Genomic DNA, 16,690 nt, shown 5'->3' with positions numbered 1-16,690 from the left:
GCGGGCACGGAGGCTCAAACATGCTGCGTTTCTTGGTTGCTTCTTTAGTGTTTACCGCCACGCTCTCGGCGTGTGCGCCCGCTCAGCAGGAACAGAGGGTCACGGTCACGCCCATGCTCATCAAGGTGTCGGAGGCGGCGGCCCGGGGCGGCACGGTGACTGTTCAGGGCCGCTACCTGGGCGGCCCCAGCACCGGCCGCGTGCGCCTGGGCGCCGACGAGCGTGGGCAGGGCGGCTACCTCTTCCCGGCGTCAGCCGTGCAGTCGTGGACCGACAGCCAGATCGTTCTGACCATTCCCGCCGACGCCCCGGTGGGCGGCAGCTGGCTGTTCGTGGAGGTGGCGGGCCGCCAGTCCACGGGTCTGCCCTACAGCGTTCGGCAGTAACCCCGTTTCGTTCCGGCGTGGCCCCACCTCCCTGGCTGGGGCCACGCCGGCTGTCGGCCCCGCTAAGCTCGTGGGCATGTGGATCACGCGCGCGCTGGGCGCTCTGGGCTGGGGTGTGCTGACCTTCGGCACGGTGTCGGTGCTGAACTCGTATCAATTTGTGGTGAGCCGTCAGCGGGCGGCCCTGCCTGGGCTGACCCGCCCGGTCCGCATCGCGCACCTGAGCGACCTGCATTACGGCGTCTTTATGCGGCGCGGGCTGGTGCGGCGTTGGGTCTCGGCCACGCTGGCGGCCCAACCCGACCTGATTGTGGTCACCGGGGATTTTCTGGACAGTGGGGTGGGGCGTCGCCGCCACCGGGGCCTGCTGGAAGAACTCTCGCGGCTCCATGCACCACTGGGGGTCTACGGCGTGTGGGGCAACCACGACTGGACCAGTCTGAACACGGGCGCGGCGCGCGTGACCTTTGCCGAGCAGCTGCGCGTGGCCGGGGTGCGGCTCATCAACAACGCCGGCGTGCAGCTTCGGGACGACCTCTACCTGGCCGGGGTGGATGACTGGTGGTTCGGCATCCAGGACCTGGAGGTCGCGCTGCGGGGGCGCGTAAGCGGGGCCACCGTGCTGCTGGCCCACAATCCCGACTACCTGTCGCAGGTGCCGCCCAGCGTCGGCCTGACCCTGAGCGGCCACACCCACGGAGGGCAGGTGCGCCTGCCGCTGGTCGGGCCGCTCAAGCGGCACTCCACCCTGCTGAACGTGCTGCGCGGCTGGGTGCGCGGCGCCCGCATCGTGCAGTCGCCGGCCGAGGGGCACCCCACGGCGTCCCCAGGCGGTGAGGCGCTGGGCTTTGTCTCACAGGGCCTGGGCGTGACGGGGGTGCCGATGCGCTGGGCCTGTCCCGCCGAGATTGTGGTGTTTGACCTGGAACCGGCAGAGGCGCGGTGACCAGGGACGCCCTTTTGCCCTCCAGGCGCTATGCTCCGCTCTGTTATGGCGATTAAGCGCCCCAAGGGCACCGAAGATCACCTGCCAGCCGGCAGCCCGAAACTGACGCTCGATGTTTCGGCGCAGGCCCACGCTTGGTTGGTGCAGACGGCGCGCACGGTGCTGGAGCGCGCCGGTGCGCAGCGCATTGAGACCCCGCTCTTTGAAGACGCCGAGCTGGTCAAGCGCGGCGTGGGCGGCTCCACCGACATCGTGCGCAAGGAAATGTTCACCGTGTACTACTTCGGGGACCACGGCGGGTACATCCTGCGCCCGGAAGGCACTGCCGGTATTGTGCGCGCCTATCTGCAAAATGGCCTTAAGCAATTGCCCAGTCCCCTCAAGCTCTGGACCCACGGCCCCATGTTCCGTGCCGAGCGGCAGCAGCGCGGCCGCCTGCGCCAGTTTCATCAGGTGGACTATGAAGTGCTGGGCAGCACAGACGCCCTCGTGGACGCCGAGGCGATTGCCCTGATGGTGGAGGTCGTGCAGGCGCTGGGCCTGACCGGTGTGCGGGTGAAGTTGGGCAGTATCGGCGACCCCGAAGACCGCGAAGCCTACAACGCCTACCTGCGGGAACTGTTCACACCGCACCTGGACGCCCTCTCAGACGATTCCAAAGACCGCCTGACCCGCAATCCCATGCGGATTCTGGATTCCAAGAGCGAGGACGATCAGGCACTTCTTACTCAGCTCGGGGTGAGGCCCATGCTGGACTTCCTGGGTCCAGAGGCCAGGGCGCACTTTGAAGCGGTACAGCGCCACCTTGACGCCTGGGACGTGGCGTACGACCTTGACCCCAGCATCGTGCGTGGCCTGGATTATTACCGGCGCACCGCCTGGGAACTGCACCACGAGGGCGTCGGTGCCAAGTCGGCGCTGGGCGGCGGCGGGCGCTACGACGGGCTGGCGCAGGAACTGGGCAGCAAAGAGGCCGTGCCGGGCATCGGCTGGGCGTTTGGCGTCGAGCGCCTGCTGCTGGCGCTGGAGGCCGAAGGCCGCCCCCTCCCGGCGCTGGATGGCCCCCTCCTGTATGTGGCCGCCCTGGACGAGGCCAACGTGGGTTACGCCGCCACCGTGGCGCTGGGCGCCCGCCGGGTGGGCCGCGCCGAATTTGCGTACCGCGCCCTCAAGCCGGGGACGGCCTTCCGCGACGCGGAGCGCCGGGGCGCGCGCCTGGTCGCGCTGATCGGCTCGGACGAGGTGGCGCAGGACACCCTGAGCGTCAAGAATCTGGCCACCGGCATGCAGACGAGCGTGCACACCCGCGACCTTCACACTTTCTTGCTGGGCCAACTGAGCCAGACCCCGCCGGCCCGCAGTGGCCTGGAGCCCGCCGCACAGGAGCAACCCGAATGAAACGCACCGCCATGATTGGCCACCTGAATGACACGCACGCCGAGACGACCGTCACCTTACAGGGCTGGGTGGGCCGCCGCCGCGACCTGGGTGGCCTGATCTTCCTTGAATTGCGTGACCGCAGCGGCACCGTGCAGGTGCAGGTCGAGCCAGGTTCTCCGGCTTTCGCCGAGGCCGACCGCCTGCGCGCCGAGTACGTCGCCGAAATTGAGGGCCGCTTTGGCCTGCGCCCCGAGAGCCAGCGCAAGGGTGGTCTGGGCGACTACGAGGTGCTGGCTGCCCGCGTCAAGGTGCTCAACACTGCCAAGACGCCGCCCTTCGAACTGGACAAGGGCGACAGCGTGGCCGAGGACATTCGCCTCAAGTACCGTTACCTGGACCTGCGCCGCCCGGAGATGCAGCGTGGGCTGCTGCTGCGCTCGAAGGCCGTGGCGGCCGTGACTGCGTTTCTGGACGCGCAGGGCTTCGTCCAGGTCGAGACGCCGATGCTCACCAAGTCCACCCCTGAAGGCGCGCGCGACTTTCTGGTGCCCAGCCGCCAGAATCCCGGCGAGTTCTACGCCCTGCCGCAGAGCCCGCAGCTGTTCAAACAGATGCTGATGATTGCGGGCTATGACCGCTATTACCAGCTGGCCCGCTGCTTCCGCGACGAGGACCTGCGTGCCGACCGCCAGCCGGATTTCACGCAGCTGGACATGGAAATGTCATTTGTCGAGCAGGACGATGTGCTGGCCACCCAGGAGGAGTTGCTGGCCCACGTCTTCCGCCAGACCCTGGGCGCGGAGTTGCCCCTCCCCTTTCCCCGCCTGCCCTACATGGACGCCATGAACCGCTTCGGCTCGGACAAGCCCGACCAGCGCTTCGGCCTGGAATTCGTGGACGTGACGGACCTGTTCCAGGGCGGGAACTTTGCCGCCTTTGCCTCGGCCCAGACGGTGAAGGTGCTGGCCGCCCCCGAACTGACCCGCAAGCAGATTGACGAACTGGAACGGGTGGCCAAGCAAAATGGCGCCAGAGGCCTGGCCTGGCTGCGCCGCGAGGGCGAGGGCTTTACCGGCGGCATCAGCAAGTTTGTGGGCGATCAGGCCGCCGAACTGCTGGCCCGCACCGGGGTGGGCCCGGGGGGCACGCTGCTGTTTGCGGCGGGCGACTGGAAGAAGGCGGTCTCGGCGCTGGGCGCGGTGCGGCTGGCCCTGCGGGACCTGTTTGATTTGGCAGCGGCCGGCCCCCAGTTTCACGTCGCCTGGGTCACAGACTTTCCTCAACTGGAATTTGATGAGGACAGCGGCACCTGGACCTACATGCACCACCCCTTCACCGCCCCGCACCCGGACGACCTCGCGCTGTTCGGCACCGAGCGGCAGGGCGAGATTCGCGCCCAGGCTTATGACCTGGTGCTAAACGGCTTTGAGATTGGCGGCGGCAGTATCCGTATTCACGACCCGGCGGTGCAGGCGCAGATGTTTGCCGCTATCGGCTTCAGCGCCGAGCAGGCGAGCGAGAAATTCGGCTTTTTCATGGATGCGCTCGAATACGGCACGCCCCCGCACGGCGGCATCGCCTGGGGCTTTGACCGCCTGATCATGGTCATGAGCGGCGCGGCCAGCATCCGCGAGGTGATCGCCTTCCCGAAGAACAACCGGGGCGTGGACCTGATGGCCCTGGCGCCCTCCCCTGTCGAAGTGGCCCAACTGGCCGACCTGGGGTTGCAGCTAATGGAATAAATTTAATCAGTGAGGAGGAGGCTGTGCTTGCCTCCTCCTGAATTTTTTTGTGGTGTGACGATTTGGCTACTCAAGTAAGTGAATCTATTCACGATCATTCTGGATCGTGAAATTGGAGTTTCATTGTCCCAGTTGTTCCAAGAAATCAAGCGTATACCTTGCTACTGCTCTGGGGTGGGTGTCTGTCAGGGCGTGGGTGCCACCCGGAATCTGCCGCACCACCGCATCAGGAATATCGGCCTGAATGCGGGTCACGGTCCACGACTGCACCACATGGTCAGCCAGACCGTCCAGCAGCAGGGTCGGAACCTCAATTCGGCCCAGCAGCGGACCCGTCATATGCACTTCCTGATCGCGGGCCAGCAGGAGCATGCGCCTAAGACCGCAGTGGGTATAGGCCCGCAGGCCGGGCAACAGCAACCCCAGACGCTCACTGGGCAAGTCCAGCAGCAGACGCAGCAGCTGTACCCGCACACTGGGATTCTCCGGAATCCCTGTAGGCGCGCAGGCGATCAGGGCTGTCGGGCATGAGGCGTAGCGGGCGGCCAGGTCAAACATCACTTCCCCACCCAGCGAATGGCCAAAAATCGACACCCCCTCCAACCCAGCCTGACGCAGCCAGGCGGCCAGATGGTCAGTCAGGTGTTCAATACAGACTGGATAGTCGTGGCGGCCCTCGCTGTACCCGTGGCCAGGTGGGTCATACACGAACACAGTTCTGGTGCGGCCCAGTTCGCGCGCCACGCGGGCATACATCCATGAGGCACAGCCCAGGCCCGGCACGATCACCAGTGGCGGACCGCTGCCCCGCCGCCAGGCATGGGTACGCAGGCCATTGACGGTCAGGAAGGTGGCCCGCGCCGTCAAGCGCGCGCCTCGGCCTGCCGGTCCAGAAAGGCACGCAGGAGCCCGTTAAAGGCCCTGGGGGCGTCCACCATGACCACATGCCCGGCGCGCGGAATGACTTCGAACTGCGAGCCCGGCAACGCCTCGTGCAGCAACTGGCCCAGCGCCAGGGGCACCAGCACGTCGCGCTCGCCCCAGATAATCAGGGTGCGCGCCCGGATGCCCGGCAGGCTGTCCTGAACAGAGTCTTTGAGCAGGTCCACGGCGTTGCGCCAGAGGTTCAGCGGCCCGGCCAGCGCCGCGTCCCGCAAGATGGTGGGTAGAAAACGGCGGTCTCCCACCAGCGCCGCGCGGGGCAGGTGCAGCGCCGCGCGGTAGGCATTGGCACGCAGCAGGCCGCTGGCACACACCAGCACCAGTCCGGTGACCCGTTCGGCGCAGCGTGAGGCGACATGCATGCTGATGTGCCCCCCCATCGAATGGCCGACGAGCGTCACGTCCTCTAAGCCCGCGTCTTCTATCCACTCGGCAATCAGGGTGGCCGCTGCCCGCACGCCCAGAGCCCGCTGGCGCCACGCCCGGCCGTACCCACTGAGTTCCAAGGTGTACACGCAGTGGTCCTTGTGAAGATCGGCCACGTTGAACCGCCACCACCGCCGCGAGCCACTGAGCCCGTGAATAAAAATCACGCTGCGGTGTCCGGTGCCGGTTTGCTCGACGTGCAGGGTCGCGCCGCCACGCTGAAAAATGGTCGCCGCCATCGGTGCAGCATAGGGGAAGGGGAAGCACCGGCGTCCTTATAGAGTCTGAATATCGTGAATCTATTGTCTAACTGCCAATGTAGTTTTGCCTGGAAAGACTAGAATTCTCTCTCCAGACAAAGTTGTTTCATCAGCTGGCGACAGGCTCTCGCAACTCATTGACAAACAGTTCGTGCAGGCGTAGGTCACCGGTCAGCTCGGGGTGGAAGGCCGTCGCGAGGATGGTGCCCTGGCGCACCGCCACCGTCTGCCCTTCGTAGGAGCACAGCCGTTCGACCCCCTCCCCTGTCCGGGCGAATGCTGGCGCACGGATAAACACAGCCGGCAGCGGGGCATCCAGGCCACTCACCCGCACCTCAGTCGTGAAGGAATCAATCTGCCGGCCAAAGGCATTGCGCTGCACTGTCACGTCCAGCAGGGCCAGGCTGTCCTGATGACCAAATTGCGGCGGCGCACCCTGAACTTCGCGGGCCAGCAGAATGGCGCCCGCGCAGGTGCCCCACAGGTGGCCACCAGCCGCATGAAAGTCACGCACCGGCCCCCACAGGCGGTATTCGGTCATCAGGCGGGCCATAGTGGTGCTTTCACCGCCCGGCAGAATCAGGCCGCGCAGACCCGCCAGGTCACCTGGCAGTCGCACCTCGGTCACCTGGGCGCCCAGGGCTTCCAGGCGCTGACGGTGTTCGCGGTACGCACCCTGGAGGGCCAGCACGCCAATGCGGGGGCCAGCGGACACGCTTACCAGCCTCGGGCGGCGAGGCGCTCGGCAGGAATCAGGTCGTCAATGTTGATGCCGGTCATGGGGGCGCCCAGGTCTTCGCTGATTTCGGCCAGCACGTCGGGATTCTGGTAGTGGGTCACTGCCTTCACGATGGCCTGCGCGCGGCGCTCGGGGTTGTCGCTCTTGAAGATGCCGCTGCCCACGAACACGCCGTCTAGCCCCAGCACCATCATCAGGGCGGCGTCGGCGGGGGTGGCCACGCCGCCGGCCGCGAAGTTCACGACGGGCAGCTTGCCGTGCTGGTGGACATACTTCACCAGTTCGTAGGGCGCCTGAAGGTCGCGGGCGGCGGTCATCAGTTCCTCGGCGGGGCGGGCCTGAATGGTGCGGATATCGCCCAGCACGGTGCGGGCGTGGCGCACGGCTTCAATGACATTGCCGGTGCCGGCCTCGCCCTTGGTGCGGATCATGCTGGCGCCCTCGCCCACGCGGCGCAGGGCCTCGCCCAGGTTCTTGGCGCCGCAGACAAACGGCACCTTGAACTCACTTTTCAAGATGTGGTACTGGTCGTCGGCGGGGGTCAGCACCTCGGACTCGTCAATAAAGTCCACACCCAGCGCCTGCAGAATCTGCGCTTCGACGATGTGCCCAATGCGGACCTTGGCCATCACGGGAATGCTGACCGCCCCGATGATTTCTTTGATCATCTTGGGGTCGCTCATGCGGGCCACGCCGCCGTCCACGCGGATGTCCGCCGGCACGCGCTCCAGGGCCATGACGGCGGTGGCGCCAGCGGCCTCGGCAATCCGGGCCTGGTCAGCCGTGACCACGTCCATAATGACGCCGCCCTTGAACATCTCGGCAAAGCCCTGCTTCAGGGCGGGGGTTCCAGTCTGCACGTCGCTCATGGAGGCACGATAAAGAAAAACTGACCCCACGAGTAGGGTCAATTGGGTAGAGCCTATGGGGTCAGAATTCAGTTGTCCTGCCCAGTGGGCCAGCGGCGTGGGCCCGCCGGATAGCCTCCACCAGTTGCGAGGGCCGGAACGGTTTCAGAAGGTAGTGGTCGAGCAACCGGGGGTTCAGGGTTGGCGGCGGGGTCGGATGGGCTAGTCCTGATAAGAAGACCACGGGGGGCAAGGCAGAGCCCAGGTGCCGGGCCATGCGCTCGACCGTCTCGAAGCCGTCCCAGGGGGTCATCAGCACGTCCAGCACCAGCACGTCAAAGGTCGCGCCGCTGAGACGCTCCAGGGCCGCCGGGCCACTGGGGGCTGTAGTCACCCGGAAGCCCTGCAGGCTGAGGGTCAGGTCCAGCAGTTCCAGAATCTGCTCCTCGTCGTCCACGACAAGCAGATGCAGGGCCGCTGGCGCGGGGTCGGTCATGGCAGCAGGGCCAGGGGGTCCACGGTCTGACCCGAGAGGCGCACCTCGAAGTGCAGGTGCGGCCCGGTGCAGATGCCGGTGCAGCCGATATAGCCCAGCAGTTGCCCCTGGGTGACCTGCTGCCCGGCCACCACCGCCGCGCGGCTCATGTGCCCGTAGATCAGCAGGCTGCTGCCGGCGGTGGTGTAGACGTTCAGGCCGTAGTCGCCGTAGCCGCTTTCCGTCACGGTGCCGTCGGCGGCGGCGTAGATGGGCGTGCCGTAGGGGGCGGCCAGGTCAATGCCGCCGTGAAACACCTGACGGTGAAACTCAATGTCGCGTTCGGCGTAGCGGCTGGTCAGGCGGTAGCTGCGCATGGGCCAGGCCAGGGTGCGGCTGCCGGTGCCGGCCATCTGGGCGCTGGCCTGAGGCGTAACGGCCTGCGCACTCGCAGCGGCGCGCGCCCGGGCCTGGGCGGCGGCCTGCGCGGCCTCGTACTGCGCCTGGCGTTCGTAGGCCTGAATGCGGGCCTGACGCTCAGGGCTGTTTTTCCAGGCCAGGTACTGCTCGTACCTTTCCTGGGCCTCGTAGCGGGCTTCCAGGCGGGCGCGTTCACGGCCCTTTTTCCAGGTTAGAAAGCGTTCGTACTGGGCCTGGCGCTGGGCCAGGAGGGCGGCTCGGCGCTCGGCCTCGCGCCGCTGGGCCAGGGCCTCGGCAAAGCCTTCGGCGCGGATGCCGGGCAGCAGCAGGGTGTCACCGACCCGAAGCTCGGTGGGGAGCACGTCGTTGGCCTGGGCGGTGGCCACCAGGTCGGCGCCGTACCCGGCGATCAGCGACAGAGCGCTCTGGCCCGGCTTGATACGCACGAGCAGGCCGCGTGGCCCCGTCGGGATATTCAGGGCCGTGCCGGGAATCAGGCGGTCCAGGCTGGTACGGTCCAAGTTGACGCCCAGCAGGTCCACCAGGGGCAGGCCAAAACGCGCCGCCACACCAGCCAGCGTGTCGCCGGGCCTCACACGGTAGGTTTCGACCGAGGCCGGCTTGGCCGGCGCACGCTGCGCGGTGACTGGAGCCAGGGCCAAGTCCCACACCCGCACGCCGGGAGCGCCCCCCAGGGCGGTCAGGCGGCCGCGGGCGACGCCGTAGCGCCGCGCGAGTTGCGCGGCCGAGGTGCGGCCGTCGGTGACCAGTTGCACCCGGCGCTCGCCAGTGTCGCGCGTCAGCACCACGTCGGGCGCGTGTGCCAAAGGCGGCGGGGCCAGCAGGTGGGCCAGCGGCGAAATAGTCTGGGCAGAAACAGGGGCGGCGAGCAGGAGGCTGCACAGGGTGGCCAGTCGCGTCACGCCGCGGGAGCGGATAAGAGACAAGGGTGAACTCCGAAAAGAGAAGGGCGCTTAGCCGCCGGCCAGCGCCTGAAGAAACTCAACGTTATTGCGGGTTTTGCCCATGCGCGACAGCAGCATTTCCATGGCGTCGGCCGGGTCCATGTCGCTGATGACCTTGCGCAGCAGCCACATCTTCTTGAGCACTTCCGGCTGCAAGAGCAGTTCCTCGCGGCGCGTGCCGGATTTCAGGATGTCCAGGGCCGGGAAGATGCGGCGCTCTTCCAGGCGGCGTGACAGCACCAGTTCGGCGTTGCCCGTGCCCTTGAATTCCTCGAAGATCACGTCGTCCATGCGGCTGCCAGTTTCTACCAGCGCCGTGGCCAGAATCGTTAGGCTGCCGCCCTCGCGGATGTTGCGCGCCGCGCCCAGAAAACGCTTGGGCCAGTGGAGCGCGTTGCTGTCCAGACCGCCCGAGAGGGTACGGCCCGTCGGCGGGGTCACGAGGTTGTTGGCGCGGGCCAGACGGGTAATAGAGTCCAGCAGGATCACCACGTGGCCGCCTTCTTCCACGATGCGCCGGGCACGCTCATGTACGAATTCGGCCACCCGGACATGGTGCTGCGGCGGCTCGTCAAAGGTGCTGGCAATCACCTGGGCGCCCTGCACACTTTCGCGGAAGTCGGTGACTTCTTCAGGACGCTCGTCCACCAGCAGCACCATCACCGTCACGTCGGGATAGTTCTTGACGATGGAGTTGGCGATCTTCTTGAGCAGCGTGGTTTTCCCGGCTTTGGGCGGCGCCACGATCAGCGCGCGCTGCCCGCGCCCGATGGGGACCAGCAGGTCGACCACGCGCAGGCTCATGCCGCCTTCCATGCTCGGGTCTTCCATAACCAGCTGGGCTTCGGGGAAGGTGGGGGTCAGGTCATCGAAGCGGGGGCGGCGGCGGGCCGTTTCAGGGTCAAGGCCGTTGACGGCTTCAACCTGCACCAGCGAGCCAAAGCGCTCGTTCTCGCGCGGCTGCCGGGCGCGGCCGATGATCTCGTCGCCGGTGCGCAGGTGGTACTGCTTGATCAGGCCGGCCGTGACGAGCACGGTGCGGCTCTGCGGGTCCAGCAAGTCGGCCTGCAAGAAGCCGTAGCCGTCGGCGCTGATGTCCAGGTAGCCGCGCGCCAGGAGCTGCCCCTCGGCGTCGGCCTGACGCTCCATGATGGCAAAGGCCAGGGTGTCTTTTTTCAGCTTGCGGTAGTTCTCGATGCCGTAGCTGGCGGCAATCAGGTGCAGTTCCGGCAGAATCTTCTGCTGGAGTTCGTGAAAGGGCAGGCTCTGCCGGGTGGGGTCGGTCACTGCTGCTGGCTCCCTGGCGTGGCCGCTCCGGTCTCGGTCGCGCCTCCCGCCTGCGGGTTGGTGCCCGCTTCGCTGGCGGGCGTCTCGGGGCTGGCCCCCGAGCGTTTCGCCCAGTCTTTCATGAAGCCGTCCAGGCCGGCCTGGGTGAGCGGGTGCTTGACCATCTGGGTAAAGACCTTGTACGGAATGGTCGCCACGTCGGCGCCGGCCAGGGCGGCCTGCACCACATGCTGCGGGTGACGGATGCTGGCGGCCAGCACCTTGGTGTCAATGCCGCCCAGCACGTAGGCCTCTTTGATCTGACGAATCAGTTCGATGCCGTCAGCGCCGGTGTCGTCCACGCGCCCGGCGAAGGGACTGATGTAGGTGGCGCCCGCGCGGGCCGCCAGCAGCGCCTGCGGCACGCTGAAGCACAGGGTCACGTTGGTGCGGATGCCCTCACTCGTCAGGGTTTTGCAGGCCTGGAGGCCGGCAGGCGTCAGGGGCAGCTTGACCACGACGTGCTCGTTCCAGGCGGCGACTTCGCGGCCTTCTTTGATCATGCCGGCGGCGTCCAGGGCCGTGACTTCGGCGCTGATGGCGCCCCCCACCAGGGCGGCGATTTCCTGCACCACTTCACGGAAATCGCGGCCCGAGGCGACGATGAGGCTGGGGTTGGTGGTGACGCCCGCCAGGACGCCCCATTCGTTGATTTCGCGGATTTCATCCGTGATGGCCGTATCGATAAAGAATTCCATAACCGTTCTCCCTAGAGGCGATTGTATACATTCGCCGCCTCAAAACACATGCGCGAGGTGAGAAAAAGTAGACGCGGGCACCAGGGACGTGTGCGTGGAGCATACCCCACGGGCGACGGGCGCGCGGTTCAGATTGACCGCCGGCCCCTGGCGGGCCTACCATACAGGCTCACCCCGCGCGGGTGAGACAACGCAGGGCGACCGCGAGGACAGTAGGAGCCGCTGGGCAGCGCAAAAGCGAGTCAGGGACGGTGAAAGCCTGACCAGCCAGCCGCGACTTCCGAAGATCACCTCCCGCGCCGGTGGAAGAAAGGCCTCCTTCAGACGTGGCTGACTAGACCCACCCGGACACCCCCCGGCAGAGGGTCGCAACGAGGCCAGGCGACTGGCGAAGTTGGGTGGTACCACGCAACGTCTGTTTCAGGCGGCGCGTCCCAGCACACACGCTGAGACGTGCCGCTTGTTCGTTTGGAGGTGAAAGGCCGTGACCATCCAACCCAGCATCCGGATGCGGGTGACCCCCGCTCTCCTCTGCCCTGCGCCCCCCTCCATTTCCCTGACCCGGAGCCCCTATGACCACCTTTAAACCTGTCCTAAACAACCCCAACTTCCCGGCGCTGGAGCAGGACATCCTGACGTTCTGGCGCGAAGGGCGCATCTTTGAGCGCTCCTTGGAGCAGACCAAGGGCGGGCCCACTTTTACGTTCTATGAGGGCCCGCCCACGGCCAACGGGCAGCCGGGCATTCACCATGTGCAGGCCCGCTCCTTTAAGGACCTGTTTCCGCGCTTCCGCACCATGCAGGGCTACCATGTGCCGCGCAAGGCCGGCTGGGACACCCACGGCCTGCCGGTGGAACTGGGCGTGGAGAAGAAGCTGGGCCTGAACTCCAAACGCGAAGTCGAGGCCTACGGCATTGACCGCTTTAACGCCGAATGCCGCGCCAGCGTCTTTGAATACGAGGCGGAATGGCGCAAATTTACCGAGCGCATGGGCTACTGGGTGGACCTGGACGACGCCTACCTGACGTTGCATAAGGACTACATCGAGAGTGTGTGGTGGAGCGTCAAGGAACTGGACAACAAAGGCCTGCTGTACCGGGGCTTCCGTGTGGCGCCTTACTGCCCGAAAGACGGCACCACCCTCAGCAATGCGGAGGTCAGCGAGGGGTACAAAGACATTCAGGACCCCAGCGTGTACGTGCCGTTTGCGCTGAGAGACCCCGGCGCCCTGGGCCTGCCGGACGGCGCGGCGTTCCTGGTCTGGACGACCACGCCGTGGACCCTGCCCTACAACGTGGGCGTGGCTCTGCACCCGGACTTCGAGTATGTGGCAGCGAAAGACAAGGAGGGGCGAGTGCTGGTCCTGGCCGCCAGCCTGAAACATGAAGTGCTGGGTGAAGACGCCGAGGTCGTGAAAACGTTCAAAGGTACCGAGCTAGAACGTGTAAGTTACATCGCACCTTTTGAAGCGCTATGGCGTCAATATTCTACAGCGGTAACACTTGCCACTTCCCTCTCGTGGGCTGATTCAAAAAAATGGGTTGATGAATATCAAACTTCAGATGTTGTTGGCTCTGAACATCGAAAACTGGTTGAATCAGATTTTGGAACAACTGAAGCGTTGATTGATTTCGTCAATAGTTTTAATGGCGGTGCAGATTACTTTGCAGATCAAAGCCTGCTAGGCTGGCAAGACGCTCTGAAAATATCAACCAGTGGTTCCATCTGGTTTGCTGGTCTCGACACCTATGTCAGTGACAGTGACGGCACCGGCATCGTGCACACGGCGCCGGCTTTCGGCGAGGACGACATGCGTCTGGCGCGGAACTACGGCTTTCCGGTCATCGTGGGCGTGGACGGCGAGGGCAAGCACCGCTTTGGGCCGTGGGCCGGCGTGTTCTTCCGGGACGCGAACACCGAGATCGTGCGCGACCTGCGCGCGCGCGGCCTGATGTGGAAGGAAAAGAACTTCCTGCACGCTTATCCGCACTGCTGGCGCTGTGGCACCCCGCTGATGTACTACGCCACCGAGAGCTGGTACCTGAACAACACCCGCCTCAAGGCGCGGCTGATCGAGCTGAATCAGACCATCGACTGGCACCCGCCACACATCAAGAACGGGCGCTACGGCGGGTGGCTGGATAACCTAATCGACTGGAACGTATCGCGCAGCCGCTACTGGGGCACGCCGCTGCCGGTGTGGGAGGCCGAGGACGGTGAATACCGCGTGGTGGGCAGTTACGCCGAACTCGCCGAACTGAGCGGGCGCCCGGAGCTGACCGGCCCCGACTTCGACCCCCACCGCCCCTTCGTGGACGACATCAGTTTCGAGCAAGGCGGCAAGACGTTCCGGCGCGCGCCCTACGTGATGGACGTCTGGTACGACTCGGGCTCCATGCCGTTCGCGCAGCACCATTACCCCTTCGAGAACAAGGAGCGGTTCGAGGCGGGCGGCTTTCCAGCCGACTTCATCGCGGAGGCCATCGACCAGACCCGCGGCTGGTTTAACTCGCTGCACCAGATTGGCACCATGGTCTTTGACTCGGTGGCGTACAAGTCCGTGATCTGCTCCGGCCACATCCTGGACGAGAAGGGCGCCAAGATGAGCAAGAGCAAGGGCAATGTCGTGAACCCCTGGGACGTCTTCGAGCAGTACGGCGCCGACGCCGCCCGCTGGTACATGTATGTGTCTGCGCCGCCTGAACTGAGCCGCCGCTTCGGCATGAATCTGGTCGGCGAGGCGTTCCGCAGCTACTTCCTGACCCTCTGGAATACATATTCGTTTTTCGTGCTGTACGCGAACCTGGATAAGCCCGACCTGAAGGCCGCTGCGCCGCTACCAGAGCGCCCCGAGGTGGACCGCTGGCTGGTGGCCAAGGTGCAGGCGCTGATTGCGGCCGTCACTGACCGTCTGGAGAACTACGACCCCACGGGGGCCAGCCGGGCGCTGCAGGACTTCGTGGTCGAGGACCTGAGCAACTGGTACGTGCGGCGCAACCGCCGCCGCTTCTGGGGTGAGGGCGGCCAGGTGGACCACAACGCCTACGCCACGCTGCACTTCGCACTGGTGACGGTGACACAACTGACGGCGCCGTTTACGCCCTTCCTGGCCGAGACGCTGTACGGCAACCTCGTGCGCTCGCTGGTGCTGGACGCGCCCGAGAGTGTGCACCTGACCGAGTGGCCCAAGGTCGACGAGACGCTGAGTGCGCCGGTGCTGGTCGGCGAGATGGACGCGGTGCTGCGGGTGGTCAGTCTGGGCCGCGCGGTGCGGGGCCAAACTGGTCTGCGTCAGCGCCAGCCGCTGCCCAAGGTGATGCTGCGCGCCCGCACGGCCGAGCAAACCCAGGCGCTGGGCCGCTTTGCCGAGCAGATCAAGGAAGAGTTGAATGTCAAAGAGGTCGAGCTGATTGACCAGTACGCCGAATTGGTGAGCTACCAGCTGCGCCCTAATCTGCCGCTGCTGGGCAAGAAGTTTGGCAAGGCCGTTCCGCAGGTGCGCGCGGCCCTGCAAGCGGCCGACGCCAGCGACATCGCCCGCTTTGTGCGCGACGGCCAGCAATTCGAGGTGATCGCCCCAACCGGCGAGCGCTTTGAGCTGGGGCCGGACGAGGTGCTGGTGGACGCCAAGTCGCCCGAAGGCTTCGCCGCGCAGGAAGAAGCGGGGTATCTGGTGGCGTTCGACACCACGCTGACGCGCGAACTGGAACTGGAAGGTCTGGCCCGCGACCTGGTGCGGGGCGTTCAGGACGCGCGCAAGAAGGCCGGCTTTGAGGTGCAGGACCGGATTGCGCTGCACTTGGACTTGACGGGCACGGCCCGTGAGGCCGCCGAGGCCTGGCAGGAATACCTGATGAGTGAAACGCTGGCCGAAACGCTGGTGTTTGGCGTGGCTGACGGTTTTGCCGCCGAAGTCGAAGGCGGCACAGCGTATCTGGAGAAGCTGGAGGTGGTGAGCCACAACTAAGGGTTGCAGGGAGAGGGGCGCCCAGACAATTTGTTGGGCGCCCCTCTCCGTTTTTTTAGAAGCCTATGACCACAAACAATTCAAGCCGACTGGGCTCGGAAAGCGTTAAAGCTTATACAGCAGTGAAAAGCCGTCTGCCAGGTCTTCTCCACTCACCACTTTCTCCATCCCATCTTCAGGTCAGCGGGACGGCCGAGAAGCCGAAGGTGCCGGGGCCGACGTGGGCGCCAATCACCGGGCCCATCAGCTGCACGCGGCCCTTTTGCACGTTCAGGCCGCTGGCCATCATGGCGCTGCGCAGGGCGTTGATGCGCGCCGTATCGCGGCCAGCGTGCATTACGGTGGCGCTGACGGGCGTGTCGCCGAAGCGGGCCTTGAGGCTGGCCAGCATGTCGCCCGCTGCCTGGTCAACCTTGGCGCGGCGGGCGGCCTTTAGCCGGCCGTCGTCAAACTCCAGGATGGGCCGCACCCCCAGCATGTTGCCGAAAAACGCCTGGGCGCGGCTGATGCGCCCGCCCCGGCGCAGGTATTCCAGCGAGGCCACACTCATCTCGGCGTACAGCGACTCGCCCGCCGCCTGGGCAGCGGCGGCAGCCGTTTTCAGGTCGGCCCCTTCCTGCGCTTTGGCGCTGGCGGCCATCGCCATGTCGGCCAGGGGGGCGCCGGCCACCTTGCTATCCACTACCAGCACGCGCCCGCCCTCGCCCAGGCTGGCAGCGGCCTGCTGGGCGTGTTTAAACGTTTCAGACAGGTGGCCAGACAGGTGCAGGCTCAGCACCGAATCGTGCGTTTTCAGGAGGTCGCGGTACACGTCGGCAAAGGTGGCGGCGGGCACGGGCGTGGTGGTGGCCGCGCCCCCTGCGCGCATGTGGTCGTAGACCGCATCGGGATCAATCTCAACCCAGTCCAACAGGGTGCGCCCCTCCATCGTGATATGCAGCGGCACGATCTGAATGCCAAGTTGCCGAGCATTGTCTGGGTGCAAATCGCAGGTAGAGTCGGTGACGACGGCAATCATGAGCCCAGTTTTAAGGTCTGCTGAGGCCCGGCGTTGTGAGGTATCCCGCCTTTGGCTCTGGGTGCCCCTATTTGCCCCCCGCGTCTAAATACTGGCGCCCAGCGCTGTCAGAATCCTGTGAGAGTCCACTGCCCTGTACGCCTCAGGCACT

General features: G+C 65.8%; 14 protein-coding genes. 5 read left to right on the top strand and 9 right to left on the bottom strand.

Going from position 1 to position 16,690, the window contains the following annotated elements; translation table 11 throughout:
• The first annotated feature begins 20 nt into the window (after nucleotides 1-20).
• The 4 genes from GO986_RS18305 (at nucleotide 21) to aspS (ending at nucleotide 4,454) form a co-directional block, all read left to right on the top strand.
• Nucleotides 21-386 carry an IPT/TIG domain-containing protein gene (locus tag GO986_RS18305; RefSeq protein ID WP_157460745.1) on the top strand — a complete coding sequence of 122 codons (366 nt, stop codon included), beginning with the start codon at nucleotides 21-23 and terminating at the stop codon, nucleotides 384-386.
• Nucleotides 387-462: 76 nt separating this feature from the next.
• Nucleotides 463-1,332 carry a metallophosphoesterase gene (locus GO986_RS18300; RefSeq protein WP_157460744.1) on the top strand — a complete coding sequence of 290 codons (870 nt, stop codon included), beginning with the start codon at nucleotides 463-465 and terminating at the stop codon, nucleotides 1,330-1,332.
• A 45-nt stretch (nucleotides 1,333-1,377) separates the two neighbouring features.
• Nucleotides 1,378-2,730 (top strand): histidine--tRNA ligase, encoded by a 1,353-nt coding sequence (hisS, locus tag GO986_RS18295; RefSeq protein ID WP_157460743.1) that lies wholly within the window; start codon nucleotides 1,378-1,380, stop codon nucleotides 2,728-2,730.
• Complete coding sequence (aspS, locus tag GO986_RS18290; protein ID WP_157460742.1) at nucleotides 2,727-4,454, top strand: aspartate--tRNA ligase; 1,728 nt, start codon at nucleotides 2,727-2,729, stop codon at nucleotides 4,452-4,454. Before hisS ends, aspS begins: the two co-directional genes overlap by 4 nt.
• Nucleotides 4,455-4,574: 120 nt before the next feature.
• On the opposite strand, the gene GO986_RS18285 is transcribed toward aspS, so the two are convergent.
• From GO986_RS18285 to fsa, 8 genes are all read right to left on the bottom strand, one after another.
• Nucleotides 4,575-5,321 (bottom strand): alpha/beta fold hydrolase, encoded by a 747-nt coding sequence (locus GO986_RS18285; protein WP_157460741.1) that lies wholly within the window; start codon nucleotides 5,319-5,321, stop codon nucleotides 4,575-4,577.
• Nucleotides 5,318-6,061 (bottom strand): alpha/beta fold hydrolase, encoded by a 744-nt coding sequence (locus GO986_RS18280; protein ID WP_157460740.1) that lies wholly within the window; start codon nucleotides 6,059-6,061, stop codon nucleotides 5,318-5,320. The genes GO986_RS18285 and GO986_RS18280 overlap by 4 nt, the downstream gene beginning before the upstream one ends.
• Before the next feature lie 130 nt (nucleotides 6,062-6,191).
• Nucleotides 6,192-6,797 (bottom strand): pyridoxal 5'-phosphate synthase glutaminase subunit PdxT, encoded by a 606-nt coding sequence (gene pdxT / locus GO986_RS18275; protein WP_369409457.1) that lies wholly within the window; start codon nucleotides 6,795-6,797, stop codon nucleotides 6,192-6,194.
• 2 nt (nucleotides 6,798-6,799) lie between these two features.
• The gene (pdxS, locus tag GO986_RS18270) at nucleotides 6,800-7,690 is read right to left on the bottom strand and encodes a pyridoxal 5'-phosphate synthase lyase subunit PdxS (protein WP_157460738.1); all 891 of its coding nucleotides are present in this window, start codon (nucleotides 7,688-7,690) and stop codon (nucleotides 6,800-6,802) included.
• Between the two features lie 61 nt (nucleotides 7,691-7,751).
• On the bottom strand, nucleotides 7,752-8,165 hold the full coding sequence (locus GO986_RS18265) for a response regulator (protein WP_157460737.1): 414 nt from the start codon (nucleotides 8,163-8,165) through the stop codon (nucleotides 7,752-7,754).
• Nucleotides 8,162-9,487 carry a peptidoglycan DD-metalloendopeptidase family protein gene (locus tag GO986_RS18260; protein ID WP_369409456.1) on the bottom strand — a complete coding sequence of 442 codons (1,326 nt, stop codon included), beginning with the start codon at nucleotides 9,485-9,487 and terminating at the stop codon, nucleotides 8,162-8,164. Before GO986_RS18260 ends, GO986_RS18265 begins: the two co-directional genes overlap by 4 nt.
• 51 nt (nucleotides 9,488-9,538) lie before the next feature.
• Nucleotides 9,539-10,816: a transcription termination factor Rho gene (gene rho / locus GO986_RS18255; RefSeq protein ID WP_369409455.1), complete on the bottom strand. Its 1,278-nt coding sequence runs from the start codon at nucleotides 10,814-10,816 to the stop codon at nucleotides 9,539-9,541.
• Nucleotides 10,813-11,553, bottom strand: a complete 741-nt coding sequence (gene fsa, locus GO986_RS18250; protein ID WP_157460735.1) for a fructose-6-phosphate aldolase — start codon at nucleotides 11,551-11,553, stop codon at nucleotides 10,813-10,815. Before fsa ends, rho begins: the two co-directional genes overlap by 4 nt.
• Before the next feature lie 572 nt (nucleotides 11,554-12,125).
• Here fsa and ileS point away from each other — a divergent pair.
• Nucleotides 12,126-15,521: an isoleucine--tRNA ligase gene (ileS, locus tag GO986_RS18245; RefSeq protein ID WP_157460734.1), complete on the top strand. Its 3,396-nt coding sequence runs from the start codon at nucleotides 12,126-12,128 to the stop codon at nucleotides 15,519-15,521.
• A gap of 175 nt (nucleotides 15,522-15,696) precedes the next feature.
• Here the strand turns inward: ileS and GO986_RS18240 are convergent, their stop codons facing one another.
• Nucleotides 15,697-16,539, bottom strand: a complete 843-nt coding sequence (locus tag GO986_RS18240) for a DegV family protein (RefSeq protein WP_157460733.1) — start codon at nucleotides 16,537-16,539, stop codon at nucleotides 15,697-15,699.
• Nucleotides 16,540-16,690 lie beyond the last annotated feature (151 nt).

The sequence above is a fragment of the Deinococcus arboris genome (genome assembly GCF_009755355.1).
GTDB lineage: Bacteria > Deinococcota > Deinococci > Deinococcales > Deinococcaceae > Deinococcus > Deinococcus betulae.
This window is presented reverse-complemented; position numbering and strand designations above follow the sequence as displayed.

Bases quoted from the DNA above. Each gene is read 5' to 3' on its own strand.
- GO986_RS18240 (WP_157460733.1), bottom strand. From the start codon at position 16,539: ATGATTGCCGTCGTCACCGACTCTACCTGCGATTTGCACCCAGACAAT.
- GO986_RS18300 (WP_157460744.1), top strand. From the start codon at position 463: ATGTGGATCACGCGCGCGCTGGGCGCTCTGGGCTGGGGTGTGCTGACC.
- pdxS (WP_157460738.1), bottom strand. From the start codon at position 7,690: ATGAGCGACGTGCAGACTGGAACCCCCGCCCTGAAGCAGGGCTTTGCC.
- GO986_RS18265 (WP_157460737.1), bottom strand. From the start codon at position 8,165: ATGACCGACCCCGCGCCAGCGGCCCTGCATCTGCTTGTCGTGGACGAC.
- hisS (WP_157460743.1), top strand. From the start codon at position 1,378: ATGGCGATTAAGCGCCCCAAGGGCACCGAAGATCACCTGCCAGCCGGC.
- aspS (WP_157460742.1), top strand. From the start codon at position 2,727: ATGAAACGCACCGCCATGATTGGCCACCTGAATGACACGCACGCCGAG.
- fsa (WP_157460735.1), bottom strand. From the start codon at position 11,553: ATGGAATTCTTTATCGATACGGCCATCACGGATGAAATCCGCGAAATC.
- GO986_RS18280 (WP_157460740.1), bottom strand. From the start codon at position 6,061: ATGGCGGCGACCATTTTTCAGCGTGGCGGCGCGACCCTGCACGTCGAG.
- GO986_RS18305 (WP_157460745.1), top strand. From the start codon at position 21: ATGCTGCGTTTCTTGGTTGCTTCTTTAGTGTTTACCGCCACGCTCTCG.
- ileS (WP_157460734.1), top strand. From the start codon at position 12,126: ATGACCACCTTTAAACCTGTCCTAAACAACCCCAACTTCCCGGCGCTG.